We start from the raw sequence: 15,125 nt of genomic DNA on the forward strand, positions 1-15,125 counted from the left end.
TTTTGTGAGGCTGGACAGAGGGCCGATGCGCTTCGCAGCGCGTCCCTATCTACCGGCGATCTATGCCGTCCGCGATAGGAACCTTGTAATTCGCGCGTCACGACAAGTAGAAAAATCGACGTTCCTCGCCAATACCATTTTGTTTGAGGCTTGCGCAAACCGGAACGCTCGCATCCTTTTCGTATCGCCGCGGGCCGAGCAGGCCAGTGTCTTCAGCCATATCCGGTTAATGCCGATGGTGAGGGATAGCCCCCTCCTCGCCCGGCACCTGCTTGGCAAACAAAAAAAGCTGCCGGTCACCAACGTCACCTTTGCCAACGGCGCACAGCTCTATCTGCGTGCGGCGTTTCATTCGGCCGACGCGTGCCGCGGGCTGTCGGCTAACCTACTGTTGGTTGATGAAGTTCAAGACATTGCCGCCGGTGACCTGCCCGTGCTGGCCGAGACCCTCAGTCACGCGGAGCACGGCCGCATGATCTTGACCGGGACGCCGAAGTTGGTTGACAACCATCTCGAAGGATTTTTCAGTCAGTCAACGGCCAACTGCTGGACGATCGTCTGTGACGGCTGCCAGAACCCGGTCAGAATTGACGAACGTGCGCTGGGGCCCGTTAGTCTCATCTGCAACAACTGCCAGACGCCGCTCGACGCCGCGCACGGTGCCTGGGTCCCGCGTAACCCCCAGGGTACTTGGGGCGAGGGTTTCACGATTTCGCATCCGATGGTGCCGTGGCTGGATTTCCACGATGTACTGGAACGGCAGCGCGCCTACGATCCGGTCCGTTTCCGTAATGAGGTTTTGGGATTGCCCACCACGCTAGGGGACCACGTGGTCACCCGCGCCGAACTTGAATCGTGCTGTGGCGACGACGTTTTGTCGAATACATCGCCGTTTCTCGGCATGCCCCTTTATGCCGGCGTTGATTGGGGAGGCGGCATGGCATCCCGCACTGTGTTGGTCGTAGGCACGATGCGAAGTGATTTCACGTTTCACATCTTACACATTGCCGCTTTCCAGCCTCAGGAGGATCCGCAGCGGATTCTCGATCAAATTTCTCGTCAGTGTCGCGAGTTCCGCGTCGTCGCCCTTGCTGCCGACGGCAACGGCAATGGCCACGTCTACAACCGACTTTTGTATGATCGACTACGGCCCCAGCGCGGATTCTACTCAATCTTTTACTCCCAAGCAGAGCAGCGACCGACACCGGATGGCGTAATGCATCGCTGGACTGTAAATCGCTCCGCCTCGATAGGGGTGCTATTTGGACGAGTTAAGCGCAAGCAATTAATATTTCCCCGGCGCGCGGACGTCGATGCCTTTCTCGATGAATTCGCCTGCGAGACGGCGGTCTATGATGAGCATGCTCGCGCGATTAAGTACACCCATCCCGAGAATCAGCGTGACGATGCCATGCATGCCACGAACTATGCGCTTTTAATCGCGACCCGCGCGCACAATGCGCCCTCTTCGTCAGACTGAACTGCACGGTCCGAGCAGACGGTCGGTCGCCGGCGAAACGCGACCTCTCGGACGCCGCGTTGTGGAATACGACCTGACCTGGCCGGCAGGCTATTTGGTCTTGAGATAGCCGGCGCTGGATTGGAAGTATTTGCGTCGGCGGCTGGCCTTGGTGTCGGCGGCTTCGGCTTGTTGATTGGCCAGATCATCCCAGTTGGCCTGGCAGTAGCGGCAGCCCACCACAGCGAGATGGAACTGAATGTATTCGGCTTCGGCCGGTGCGAGCACGCCCAGCAGGCTACTGCCCAGTTCAGCCCGGGTGGGGCAAGTCAGCCGATGGCGGCGCCAGATTTCGCCGAGCGAATGGCTCCCCGCGTCCCGCCGTAGATTGATGCTGGCCAGCCGGGCGATCAAAGCGCTATTCGCGCGGGCGGCGATCTCGATGCGCGCCATCTCGTCGGGCGGCAGCGCCTCGTCCAAATACCCGTCCAGATCGGCATCGGAGAATTCGTCGCTCATGGTCGTGGTAGCTGGGTTGATGTGATCGGTGCTCTTTTGGTCGCTGACGGCGAACACCGTACAAGTCCGTGCGAGCCGCACGTTGTTCTGAGTGCTCCTCCCCTCACCTAGCCTCTCCCTCCAGGGGAAAAGGGATTTTCAGGTGGCGCTCATCACTCACTCTGGCTTTCACGCCTTAAGGAGAGCCCTCATTATTTGCCACGTGGACCTCTCACACTTTGCGCGGTCATTTATTCCTCATGCAACTCCGGGAATACGTCTTGTGGTAGGCCGCGCTCCTTGACACGTGCGCGAAGGCGGGCCAGGAAGTCGAACTTGTGGTTGGCCACGGCTTGTTCCGAGATGCCCAGTCGTCGGGCGACCTCTTTGTTCGGTAGCCCGCGGACGAACAGCAGCTCGGCACACTTGATCTTTTCCCAATCTCCTTGTTCTTTCCAACGCTGCATCTGCGTCGAGACTGCTTCGACCAGGGCCGCACTCTCCAAATTCCGGCGCTCGCCGCTGCGGGCGATGCTGCTGGCCGGCCGGGCGTTGCCTGGCAAATCCCATTCGGCACCGGATGTCGCATTGCCGGCCAGCGGCAAAGCGGGGCGGCGGCCCTCACGTCGCAAGTAATCGGTAAGCTTGTGCGCCGCGATCGAAAACAAATAACCTTCCAACGGTCGAGCCACGTCATAGTTTGGCAAGCTGGTGAGAAAGCCGATGAAAGATTCTTGCACCACGTCTTCGCTCGCCGCTCGATTGCGCAACCGGCTATCGACAAAGGCCAGCAGCCGGCCTTCGAAGCGATTGATCAATTCGTTCCAAGCGGCAGGTTCGCCCGAGCGAATGCGATTCACGAGCAATGTGTCTGGCTGCGACGGAGAAGACATGCTGGGCGGCCGCTGTCGGCTGTGGGTCGAAAGAACACTCGCTCGCAAAACAAGGCCGCATTCGCAGGGCCCGCGGTCGCAGCTGGCCTTGCCAACTGCCGCCGTGCCAGTCACGACCCGCGCTGCTGCACGCCCGGGTGCCTGGCACAACGGGCGTTGGCCGCACGCCGCGATATCCGCATCACGGGGCGGGGTCATTACGGAATCCGCCGCACCGTGACCGTTGCTTCGCTCGTCTGCGGCCGGAGCAACGTCGGCAGCTTCGGCGAAGCGCCAACCAGCACTGTGCCGGCGCCCGCGGCAACAGTCGTAAGTATCACTACCGTGGCGGCGAACTGCAAGCGGCGCGTGTAGTAGCCACGCGTCATGGTGTCGAGCTTCAGGTATCCGAACAGCGTGCCCAGGATAAGCAGCACGGCACCCGCGCCGCCGGCGACGCTGAGCAATCGATTCTCGACGTCCGCATCGCGATGCATTCTTTGCATTTGCGTCTTGATGCGGCGATCGAAACCCAGCCGGACGTACAAGTTCAACATGGCGCCGACCGTCGGCGTATCGCTTTGGGAGTCCTGAACGTACCGATCTTTGACCAGATGATCCTGGATGTAGGCCGGCGGAATATGTACGACCTTACTTGCTCCGGCACCAAGGTAACTGTCGATGTAGGCATTGGTCGCCTTCTGCAATTCGGCGGGCAATTCTTCCTCGCATTCGCGAATCGTCTTGTAGGGGCCCACCACGACGGTAGTGTAATAGGTGTCGCGTTCGAGCCCGGGTGTCGACGTCAGCCAGGCCGGGGGCTGCTTGCCCTCGGCCGCTGAAGTGGATTCGGCGGACGTTGGCGCTTGCGGCGCCGCAAGGATTGTTGGCAGAGGCGGATTTGCGGCCGGTGCAATTGCCGGTAGCGCTTTAACGTCGACAGCAACTGGCGTAGCCGCCGGCGCGGGTGCGGCAACCAAGACCGCAGGGCTCGACGACGCAGATGGTGTGGGAGCTAATGGCGCCGAGACGGGTCGCGGGGGAACAGCAGCTGCCGTTGGATCAACCACGATTGCTTGCGATGCCGCCCGATCCGCTGCCGCCAGATTGCGATGTACCGTTGCTTCGACCTCGCGCGCGTCGACCATCGACCTGGTCAGCACTTTCAACGCCACAGCATCGCGATGCGTTTGATCATAAAGCGATTGCGCCATGGCAATCGCCCGCTGGGCCAATTCGCCGGCCTCGGCCAGGGTGCGGGCCACGTTCGGTATCCGCGCCGCTATGTCCTGCGCGGCGACGTTCGATTCTGCGACATGATTTTCCGCAAAGTTCGCAGCAGCCCCTGTCGAAGGTTTCGATTCTGCCGAATCCGCGGTGCGGTTGTCTTCGCTGGGCGTTACAGGAGTAGCGTCCACGGCCGAGTGATCATCGGCGTGGCGGCCGACATCGGCGTCGTTCTGCGCCGATTGTCGCAGGGCCCACAGGTCTTGATTATTGATTTTGGGGAACGTGTTGTTGCGAAATCGTGCATGTTCCGCCAAGTGCTCGACGCGATTCCAATCCCAATCTTTCCCACCACGGAAGTGGTTTACAGCAACAATAGCCAGCACAACCACGACGGCGGTCTTCCAGGGAAACCAGCCTCGCCTGCAGACGCCCTGTGCGTTCACACGACGACGCGACGGTCGCACACAACGGCTCACCACTACGATGGCCGCCACGATCAGAATCCAACCGAACGTAGATGGTTCGGCTGCGAACAGGGCCACCTGAGATAAAGTTCGCGTCATACCGAAGGCGAACATTCTGTCCCCCTTCTAGGGCTTAAAAACTCGTGGCCGGCGCATTGGCGACGCGGGCCACGCGAAGTTGCGGATCGATCCACGGACTAGACAACTGTACCGCCAACGAAATCGTTCCGGCGATCATCATGCCCCACGGCTGCGGGAATTGCCAGACACAATTAACAAGCGCGGCCGCTAGGACGCACACCGTCACGGACCACAGGCTGAGCCGGCTTGAGCGGAGCGGATCGGCCTGCTTCCACCAGCGAACGATAAAAAACAAGAATCCGAAGTAGGCCAGATAACCCATCACCTCGGGCTGCCCCTCGACGTTGTAAGCGCCACGTCCGTCGATCTGCACATGCGGCATATCGACTTCGTTGTCGAGCACGATCCTCATCAGCTTGGGTCCGGATTCAAAGGCTACCAAGCCGAATATCAGGCCGATTCCCAAGAGAACAAACCGCCGCAGCACGGCATCACCTTGGCGACCTTCCCAGAACTTGGCGGGGATCAAGACGCCCCAAGCCCCCAGCGTGCCGCAGAGGCCAAGCCATGAATACTCGGAATAAAACCGCTCATCGCGATGTTGCACAATGAACATCAAGAGTGCCGCGGCAGCCGAGACGGCGGCGGCCAACAGCAACGAGCCCACTAATTCGGTAAAGCTTTCACGAGGCGATTTGTGTAGCATCTCGCGCCGCGCGGAATCCCGACGAGCGATACGGCGCTCGCGGCGGGTATAGGTCGCCGCACGCGGCTGAGGGGGTGGCGGACCGGCCGCGGCTCGAGCCTGAGCCGCTGCGGGTGGTACGCTCCGCGGTGCCGGTTGGTCGGCAGTCGGGGGTCGTGGAGCGGGGGGCTTTGTGCCAAGCCAGCCTGCAAGCTTCATTCCGCCCAAGAAGAGCCCGGCGAGGATCACCACGCGGAACCCGTTTACAGAAACCGTGGTTCCTTCAATGCGCGATACCATCGAGAGACCAATAAACGCAGCAATCGCCAGTAGCACTTTGGAACGCGTCTGGAGCGGCGTCCACCAGTCGACAAACCGTCGAAAGTGGTTATGCGACTCCGGGCTGCCTGGACCGGCAACATGCACCGGACGCACCGGCTGGGCGACAGGGATCTTTCCCTGGGGCGGGATCGGTGGTGTACCGGGGCTGTGCAAGATCGTTGTCTCGGCCAGCGCGGGTTCCGGCCTGGGACGCGACGGCAACAACTGAGGAACCGCAGGCCGCGTTACATTGGCGGGTAGCGCTGCGAGAAACTCGGTAACCGAATGAGGCCGTTGCTGCGGATCTTTGGCCAGCGAACGCGCAACGAGACCCCGGAACTCCTCAGGGACACGACTGACGTCAGGCTCGGCCGTGAGATGCTTCATCAGCACCTCGCCCACGCTCTCGCCCTCGAATGGCACCTGGCCGCTGAGCAATTCGTACAGGATCACGCCCAGGGCATACAGATCGATTTCCTTGCCGTAGCGGCCATTGGCAATTTCGGGCGCCATGTAATGCACGGTGCCCACGCTTTCGGTCTGGCCACTGCGACGACTGGCGGAAATGAATTTCGACAGTCCGTAATCGCCGATCTTTACCTGACCATCGTCGTTAAAGATGTTGCCTGGCTTGAGATCACGGTGCACGATTCCTCGATCGTGCAAATAGGCAACGCCGGCGGCAATGCCGTGAAACCATAGCAAGGCCTCGGGGATGGGCATGCCCTGGGGCTGTCGCGCCAGCACATCCTCCAGGCTTTCGCCCGAGACGTATTCCATCACAACCCAGTTGTCGCCGCGCTCGTCGACTTTAACGTCGTACAGCGCCAACAGATTCGGGTGCTTTAGGTTGAGACATTGCATCACGCCGCGCAGCTCAATATCGAGGTTGCGGCGGATCAGCTTGAGCGCCACCTCTTTACCGGCGTCGCTTGTGGCGTAGTAAACTTCGCCGAATCCCCCTTGGCCGACACCTCGTTTGATCGTGTACCCCTCGAGGGGCCGCGAACCACTGGTGTAGGTGAATTTCATCGCTGCGGCCCGGGGGACTGGAGAGTACTGTAATTCAGCTGCTGGGAGGTCCATGGGATCCTCACTCACTACATCTAACGTAGCGGCTGGCTCGTTCATTTGTCCAGAAATCGCAAGGTCTTATGGCAAAACAATTAGCGCCGCAGTATCGACCCCGTTCCGGGTGGTCTGACGGGGGCGCTTAATTCGCCCAAAACTGTACCTGTCGCAACTGATCCCGATGCCTCTTCCCAGCGCCGGCCGTAACCGCTGTTCGTCGGCCAGCATGTTCCGCTCGCCGGCCGCGTGGGCCGGCCATCAAACATTCTCCAAGCTCAGCGAAAAATCCTCGCCCACGATTTGCGACGATCTGGTGATCGTCGTCCGATCCTCGACCGCCACACTATCCACCTCGAAACGACCGGCGGTGCGGCAATGCAGGGTGCCTCCCTGAGGAAACAAAACTACGTCCTGTGGCCAGTCCCGGCAAACGATGTGCGACGTGCTGCCCGGCCCCAAAATGCACGACTCGGCCATTAACAACACGCAATCGGTCCTGGGCAATGTTCGATGGTGACTGATAAACTCCAGCCGCGCCGTGCGGCTTAACGGGTTGGGGATGCGGAAGCGCATCTTCACGCCATCCCCCAGTTCGATCTGGCTGCCGTCGACGAGTAACGTCGCGTGATCGACGGCTCGGCCGTCAACGTGTGTTGTGCGGCCCGGCTCGATCACGTAGCTCTCACCGTCGCGGCGAATTTTCGCATGCAATCGCGATATGTCAGCCAACACGGGCACATCAACGTAGCTGCCCTGTACCGGCTGGCCCAGCGAGACCACATCTCCCTGGCAAACCAAATAGCCTCCGACCCCGTCTACCCACAACAGAAATCTTGGAGAGGGTGTTTCGCCCACTGACGGATCTTCTTCAATGGCAACCATTTGAGCATCTTGCGCCGCGTGACCGAGTGGAGTGCGCTGAATGCCCAACTGCGCAGCCACGCCAGCCGGCGACGGCGACAAGCACGCACCGACTACAGCCCACGCCCGTCGACGGGCATCCAATGCCGCGACGTGTTCTGGGCTGATGTCTAGTATCGCCTCGGCGTGGGCCAATCCAAGTGTCCAATCTTCTTTTGTGAGCGCTGAGTGCAACTGCTCCACCAAACGACGGACACTGGCCCCCCGCGCCAGGCAGGCCTTTCGAATCTCGGCTAATACTTGCCAATCCGGCCGTAAGACGAGCGCGGCAGCGATTTCCTCTTCAGCTTTGGCAAACTGGCCCGTTTGGCAATGGCCTTGGGCAGCAAGTACCTTGGCGGCAGCTTCACGCACCAGGCGAAACTCGCGCCCCCCCGCCCCCTGGCGATGGAGCGCCTCGAGACGGGCCATCGCCGCGGCGGGCTCACCTGCCTTTAAATAGGCTTCGGCTTCGCGCATTCCGGCTTCGACGAATTGCTGTTTTAGCCGCGCTACCTCGGCATGTTCCCCTCCCAGCTGCTCGGCCGCCAAAAGGTCCTGCCAGCCAGCCATCGTGGCACCTGTCGCGAATCTTTTTTCAGCACGCTCGGCCATTTCTTGCGCCACTTTGGCCATGAGTCGCTTGGCGGGCAGAAATTCGAGCAATCCCCGCTCGTTCAATAACCGACTGGCTTCTTCCAGGCGGCCGTCGCGCAGCGCCTCTTCGGCCTCTCGCACTTTGAGTCGCCACGCTTGGAACATTCCAACATCTCCAATAACTCGCCGGTGCCCAAGACTGAGGGCCATCGGCGCCGAGTTCCAGAATCTCCCTCTGGCTGCCCCGTTCGTTGAACCCACACGCTATGACTTCGTCGTATTCAAAAACGGCGGCGAGCCCGATGCGTCGTGCCTCGCCGCCGTCTGCCTGCTTTGGGGTTGACGATATTCGGCACGCAGAGGCCGTAGACCGAGTGACGTCAGTCGGCACTCGGCGGAGTGGCGTCCGCAAGCTTCTCGCCAGTATCGAGTTGGAGATATTCAGTTACTTCGTCCAGTAAATTGTCGCTGGCAGCTTCCGAGAGGGGGATTTCTCCATGAAAGGATCCCTCGGCGCTCGTCAGTCGCTCGGCCACGTCCAACCGAGTGCGCAGATCCGTGATGAGTTCCTTGACGCGGCTCAACCGGCTGTCGTCGAACGCATAGTCGCTCGTCGTCTGCGCAGCCTCGATCATCTTCAGTCGAGCTTCCAAATGCTCGACGTCCACCTCCAGCTTACGCTTGGCAGCCAACATGCCGTCGAGCTTCTCGCGGGCGGCAGCCAGGCTGCGCTGGCGTGCCTGTTCGATTTCCTTCAGACTGGCCAGGGTTGCATCTGTCGTCTTGAAGCGCTCGAAGCGATTCGCCAAATCCGATTTCACCTGCACGGCCGAGTACTGACGACCGGCATAATGAAATACGCTGTTCCCTGTACCTAGATCGTTCTTCAAGCGCACGAGCTCGTTTCGCTCCTTGCCCAAACGTGACTCGGTCTGTGCAATCTGCTTGTGCAACTGCTCGACCTCGACTTCTTCCTTGGCGATGACGTGCATGTTCTTACGAATGTCAGGGACCAGTTCCTTGACCATCCGCCGGGCCCGATCGATCTCGAAGTCCAGCGGCACGCTGCTGCGTACGGTGTCCTTCATTCGACCAGCAGTCGTTCGAAAGTAGCTCAACGCATCACGTCCGAAGAAAACCGAACTGACCAGGCAAATGCCAACGCCGGCGAGAATCGCCTTCTTGATCATCGCAACACCCTCCCTTTCTCGAATGCCAACAGCCGTTGTGCTTTACGCGTGAACCCCCAAGGGCTGGTGGTTTCGACCCCAGCGGGCCTTGCATGGCACGCCGTGCGGAAAGTACCAACCGCGGTTAGTTTTTCGCCGGTTGCATTCAACTATTTGGCCGTTGGCCTCAAGTTTTCTGATAGCTGTCTCTTAAGGCGAGAATTGAATGTTCGACTGTCCGTTTCCACCCAACGACACGGTCATATCCATAAACTTCTATTCAATAGTCGTTTACGTCGAGTAAATGCGTTCAAATTCGTCGACCTTTGACAATCGGACGGCTGCTGCTTACCATTCAGTGGATGGAAAGACTGAATATTTCGTAATGATCGTTTTTCTCGTAAATGCGGCTGTCGTTCGCCCAACGATGGTCAATCCGACTCACGCCGCGCATCGCCGCCCACGGCCCAAAATGCTGCGGTGTCCTGAAACATCGGGGGAACGTTGCCCCCGTTGGCACCGCGAAAACTGCTCTCGCGGATGGTGAAATGCGTACCCCGATTGCGAGCCCTTGGCCCCAGTTGAAGGCTGCCCTGCCCCCGCTAGCTGCCTTTTTGTTTCTCGTCGGGCTGGCCGTGTGGGGCCACGTCACTCATTGGAAACTGGGGCTCGGCGATACGTCTTGGACTGCCGTTGCTGGGTCGGGCAGCACCGCAACGCGGCTGGCCGCCGTAGAGCAGCCCCTGCCGGCGCTCGCCGCAGGCCCGGTCGCTCAAGGATCAGTGGCAGAGCCGCATCAGGTTACGGCCGAAACCATGCAGGCCACACGCATTCAATTTCCTACGGTCGAGGCCGTCCGCAAGGCCGACATCCAGACCACAGCGGTCGAAGAACGGGCCATCGATCAGGAGATCGTTGCGAACGGCGTTATTAGTTACGACGAAACGCGCACTGCCCAGTTGTCGGCACGCGTCCCCGGCACGGTCTGGAGGATCGAAAAGCAGCTCGGCCAGCCGGTTAAAAAGGGAGACGTCCTGGCCATCATCGAAGCCATGGACATCGGCAAGGCCAAGGGCGAGCTGCTACAAGCCGTCGTCGATTATCAATTAAAGCAAGGCATCGCCGATCGACTGCTCACACAGCAATCGTCTGTTCCTGAGCGCCAGCTCGAAGAGGTTCAAGCCGAAGCACGGTCCGCTTATATCCACCTGGTTAACGCCCAACAAACGTTACTTAATCTTGGCTTACCCATCCGTATCGACACCCTCGAGGACGTGCCCGACGACGAGCTGGCAGGGCGTATTCATTTTCTCGGATTGCCCGAGTCGATCGCCAGTACGCTTGATGCGGAAACGACCTCGTTCAGCCTCGTTCCGTTATTGTCACCACTGGACGGTGTGGTCATTGGCCGCGAAATCTCGCTGGGCGAGATCGTGTCTCCCTCGGCCGAACAATTTGAGGTGGCCGATATCAGCCGCATGTGGATTCTGCTGGACGTACGTAGAGAGGATGCGGGGCTACTGAAGCTTGGCCAGCGGGTGGCATTTACGGTCGATGGCGCCGGGGTTGAAGTAACCAGCACCATTTCCTGGATCAGTTCCGAGATCAACGAGAAGACCCGCACGGTCCCGGTGCGTGCCGAAGTTATCAATCCTTTGGTTCATGACGATCAGCAACCGCGCCAAGAGCGACGCATGCTGCTTGCGCACTCATTTGGCACCGGTCGGGTTCGCGTCCGCGAGGTGCCTGCGGCCGCTCTGGTTCCGAAAGACTCCGTGCAGTGGGAAGGGCGCCGCTGGGTGGTGTTCGTCAAAGTTGACGACACGACGTTTGAAGCCCGGCCCGTGGAAGTGGGCATCTCGTTGCGCAACCAGGTCGAGATTCGCAGTGGCGTCGTGCCCGGCGACGCAATCGCTACAACCGGCAGCCACTTACTAAAGTCCGAAATCGTTCGCAGCCGGCTCGCATCGCGTCAATAAACGGGGGGCAGCACTCTTTCATGACGCGACCGTTGCTTGCCAATTCGGCCTGCGCATCACCCCCCGTCCGTTGCGCTCTACGGCGGTGGGAGGTTTAATGCTCGCCTGGCTAATCGACTGGTCCCTGAGGCGGCGCTATGTCGTATTGGCCTGCGCCTTGGGCGTGGCCCTGGCAGGGATTCTTTCGCTGCGAAGGCTCAATATCGATGCCTTTCCGGATACGACGCCCGTTCAGGTGCAGATCAACACCGTGGCGCCAGCGCTCGTGCCAGAAGAGGTCGAACGGCAGATCACTTATCCGATCGAATTGGCGATCAGCGGAATGCCGGGCTTGGAACAGCTTCGTTCTGTTTCGCAATTTGGTCTCTCGCAAGTCGTGGTCACGTTCGTCGATGGCACCGATATTTATTTCGCCCGCCAATTGATCAACGAGCGACTGGGCACCGTCGAGATCTCTGTCGGCATCGATCGGCCGCAGATGGGTCCTGTCTCGACGGGCTTGGGAGAGGTGCTGCAATACATGCTGGTGAGCGAAGGCAAGGACCTCGCCGAGTTGCGCACCATGCACGACTGGGTCGTGAAGCCAGCCTTACGCCCGGTGCCAGGCACAGCAGAGATCAATTCCTGGGGTGGCTTCAAGAAGCAGTATCAAGTGCGCATCGATCCTACGCGCCTGATCAAACATGACCTGGCTTGGGAAGCGGTCATGGAGGCCGTGCGCAAGAACAACCTCAATGTCGGCGGTGGCAGCATCAACCGTTCGGGCGACATGCTGCTCGTACACGGTGTTGGCCGCACGAATACCATCGAACAGATAGAAGACATCGTGGTTACCGCCCGGGCCGGCATCCCCATTCGCGTTCGGGATGTGGCCGATGTCGCTATTGGCCATGAAATCCGGCGCGGAGTCGTCACGGCCAACGGCCAGGGAGAGGTGGTGCTGGGTCTAGGCTTCATGCTGATGGGAGAAAACAGCTACGCCGTTACTACTCGCCTTGCCGACAAGCTTTCGGAGGTCAAAAAGGACCTTCCGGCCGGCGCGCGACTGCAGACCGTTTACGATCGCACCGAGCTGGTCGATCACGTAATCGATACCGTCCGGCGCAACTTGCTGGACGGGGGCCTGCTGGTGATCATTATTTTGTTTGTTTTCTTGGGCGACCTGCGGGCCGGACTGATCGTGGCCTTGGCAATTCCCATGGCCATGCTGTTCGGTTTCTGTGGCATGCTGCAAGCGGGAGTGGCTGGCACGCTGTTGAGCCTGGGGGCGATCGATTTCGGAATTGTCGTCGATAGCTCGGTGGTCGTGGTGGAAAACATCGTCAAGCGGCTCGGCCATCATGGCTCTGCCCGCGGGCTTGAGCGGCTGCGCATCATTCGCGATGCAGCTATCGAAGTTCGCACGCCCACCGTATTTGGCCAGCTGATCATCATGATCGTCTATCTGCCGATCCTTACGTTGCAAGGCGTGGAAGGCAAGATGTTCCGACCAATGGCGCTGACGGTGATGTTCGTTTTGACGGGATCGCTGATCTTGTCGCTCACGCTGATGCCCGTAGTCGCCAGCCTGGTGCTACCGACGCATATCGAGGAACGAGACTCGCTGCCGGTTCGCTGGGCACGTGCGCTGTACGCACCTGTGCTCAGGCTTTGCCTGAACTTTCGCTACATGGTGCTGGCCGTTGCGGGCGGGGGATTGATTCTGGCCGCCACGCTGGCTTTGTCGTTTGGGTCCGAGTTCGTGCCAAGGCTATCCGAGGGAGCCATCGTCATTGGCATCATCCGCCCCCCCGGCACTAGCCTGGAAGAATCAATCCGTGTAAATACGCGGATCGAGCAGATGTTGCTCGATTTGTTTCCGGACGAGGTTTCGCACGTGTGGAGCAGAGTCGGCGCGCCCGAAGTTGCCACGGATGCCAGCGGCGTTGAAGCCACCGACCTGTTCATTTCTTTAAAACCCCGCGAACGCTGGCGGCGGGCACAAACTCAGGATGAACTCGTCGCGCTGATGGAACGCGAGGTTGCTGACATACCGGGGCAGATCAATTGGTTCACGCAGCCGATCGAACAGCGTATTAACGAAATGATTTCCGGCGTACGATCGGACGTTGCCGTGAAGCTATTTGGCGATGACTTCGACACGCTCGTAAAATACGCCCACGAGTTGGAAGGAGTGCTGCGCGGCGTGCGCGGCTGTGTGGATCTGGCCACGGAACAAATTGCGGGACAGCCAGTCTTACAGATTCGCATTCTGCAGGATCAAATTGCTCGCTATGGCGTGTCGTCGCGCTTTGTGCTCGACATCGTCGAATCCGTCGGCGGTATCGAACTCGGGGATGTGGTCGAAGGGCAGTTGCGATTTCCGCTTACCGCGCGATTGCCCGAGGAATTGCGCTCGAAGCCGGAAGCGATCGCCGATATCTTAATTTCAACCCCTGAGGGTGAGCGAATTCCCCTCTCCCGATTGGCCGAGGTCCGCCTGATCGAGGGCCCCAAGACCATCTCGCGCGAATGGAGCAAGCGTCGCATCACGGTGCAGTGCAACGTGCGTGGCCGTGATGTGGGAAGCTTTGTCGCCGAAGCCCAGGCACAAATCGGTGCCCAAGTCCAATTGCCCGACGGCTATCGCATAGACTGGGGCGGGCAGTTTGAAAATCTACAACGTGCTAAAACACGCCTGACGATTGTGGTTCCGTTGGCACTGGCCATGATCGTGGTGCTGCTGTTTTTCACGTATCACAACGTGACAGATACAGCGATTGTTTTCGCCAGCGTCCCGTTCGCGTGCATCGGTGGAATCGCTGCCTTGGCGCTGCGCGAGATGCCGCTGTCGATCTCGGCCGCGATCGGTTTTATAACGCTGTCCGGCGTGTCGGTTCTGAATAGCATGGTGCTCGTGTCGGCGCTGCGTCAATTGCTCACGGACGGAATGCCCGTTACCGAAGCAATTCCGCAGGCGGCGCTCTCGTGCCTGCGCACGATTATTATGACGGCGCTCGTGGCCAGCGTCGGCTTTATCCCCATGGCCACCAGCGTGGGTACGGGCGCCGAAGTACAACGTCCGCTGGCCACGGTCGTGATCGGTGGTGTCATTTCCAGCACGCTAATGACACTGGTCGTGCTGCCGGCGATCTACCTGGTCGTCGGTTCGCGCGGCAAGGTTGTTGCGTCGGGGAATTGAAGTGGCGGCGCGGCAACAGCTTGCTCGTCGTCGGCTTCACCCGTGAGCGGCCTATCGCCGCGCGATGTTACGCTTATCTTTCGACCCCGGTCCACCACGGCCAGGCCCAGGATGGTGAACGTCACTCCCAGAGCCAGGCTGGCAGTCACGCGCTCACCAAAAATGGCTACTCCGGCCAACGCGGCCACGGCCGATTGCGAAGCACTGACGGCGTTCACCTGCACGATCGAGACCAACTGCAACGCCTTGGTTAACGTAAAGAAACCAACGGCGTTGAAGGTTCCGGCAATGAACATCACACCGATATCGCCGAGGGCCGTCTCGTCGAGCCCCGTCCATCCGACACGTGCCACGCTCGCCAACCCCAAACTGATTACCCCCATGCTGCTTACGGTTGCCAGCACGACAGGCATCTGCATCGAGCCGGTCACCAGGCGTCGGATCGTGACGTTGAGCACCGAGTAAGCCACACCCGAGAAACAGGCGGCGCCGAGCGCGAGCGTGATGGGCGCTGTTGCTTCGGCGATTTCCGCAACCTTGGGCGCCCGCTCGGCTCCAAAACTCAGGATGGCGATCGCCGTGATTAATAGTGCAATGGCTATCGCGGAGCGTGGTGTT

General features: G+C 59.9%; 10 protein-coding genes. 3 read left to right on the forward strand and 7 right to left on the reverse strand.

The features are described from left to right. Nucleotides 1-25: 25 nt before the first annotated feature. Complete coding sequence (locus VGG64_22870) at nt 26-1,480, forward strand: phage terminase large subunit family protein (GenBank protein ID HEY1602464.1); 1,455 nt, start codon at nt 26-28, stop codon at nt 1,478-1,480. Nucleotides 1,481-1,570: 90 nt separating this feature from the next. Here VGG64_22870 and VGG64_22875 read toward each other — a convergent pair whose 3' ends face one another. From VGG64_22875 to VGG64_22900, 6 genes are all read right to left on the reverse strand, one after another. Continuing rightward, a complete protein-coding gene (locus tag VGG64_22875) occupies nt 1,571-2,035 on the reverse strand; it encodes a hypothetical protein (protein ID HEY1602465.1) in 465 nt (154 codons plus the stop codon). 173 nt (nt 2,036-2,208) lie between these two features. Continuing rightward, a complete protein-coding gene (locus VGG64_22880) occupies nt 2,209-2,817 on the reverse strand; it encodes a sigma-70 family RNA polymerase sigma factor (protein HEY1602466.1) in 609 nt (202 codons plus the stop codon). Nucleotides 2,818-3,047: 230 nt separating this feature from the next. Next, nucleotides 3,048-4,622 (reverse strand): hypothetical protein, encoded by a 1,575-nt coding sequence (locus VGG64_22885; protein HEY1602467.1) that lies wholly within the window; start codon nt 4,620-4,622, stop codon nt 3,048-3,050. A gap of 34 nt (nt 4,623-4,656) precedes the next feature. Beyond that, nucleotides 4,657-6,642, reverse strand: a complete 1,986-nt coding sequence (locus VGG64_22890) for a protein kinase (GenBank protein ID HEY1602468.1) — start codon at nt 6,640-6,642, stop codon at nt 4,657-4,659. A gap of 297 nt (nt 6,643-6,939) precedes the next feature. Beyond that, nucleotides 6,940-8,343 (reverse strand): FHA domain-containing protein, encoded by a 1,404-nt coding sequence (locus tag VGG64_22895; GenBank protein ID HEY1602469.1) that lies wholly within the window; start codon nt 8,341-8,343, stop codon nt 6,940-6,942. 215 nt (nt 8,344-8,558) lie between these two features. Next, nucleotides 8,559-9,368, reverse strand: a complete 810-nt coding sequence (locus tag VGG64_22900) for a hypothetical protein (GenBank protein HEY1602470.1) — start codon at nt 9,366-9,368, stop codon at nt 8,559-8,561. Nucleotides 9,369-9,895: 527 nt separating this feature from the next. On the opposite strand from VGG64_22900, the gene VGG64_22905 reads away from it, so the two are divergent. After that, the gene (locus VGG64_22905; protein ID HEY1602471.1) at nt 9,896-11,326 is read left to right on the forward strand and encodes an efflux RND transporter periplasmic adaptor subunit; all 1,431 of its coding nucleotides are present in this window, start codon (nt 9,896-9,898) and stop codon (nt 11,324-11,326) included. A 97-nt stretch (nt 11,327-11,423) separates the two neighbouring features. Then, entirely contained in the window at nt 11,424-14,507 is a 3,084-nt protein-coding gene (locus VGG64_22910; GenBank protein HEY1602472.1) for a CusA/CzcA family heavy metal efflux RND transporter, read from the forward strand. Here the strand turns inward: VGG64_22910 and VGG64_22915 are convergent. Then, on the reverse strand, nt 14,459-15,125 hold a 667-nt coding region (locus VGG64_22915; GenBank protein ID HEY1602473.1), incomplete at its 5' end, for a DMT family transporter. The two genes, VGG64_22910 and VGG64_22915, sit on opposite strands and share 49 nt — an antisense overlap.

This window comes from Pirellulales bacterium (genome assembly GCA_036490175.1).
Taxonomy (GTDB): Bacteria; Planctomycetota; Planctomycetia; order Pirellulales; family JACPPG01; genus JACPPG01.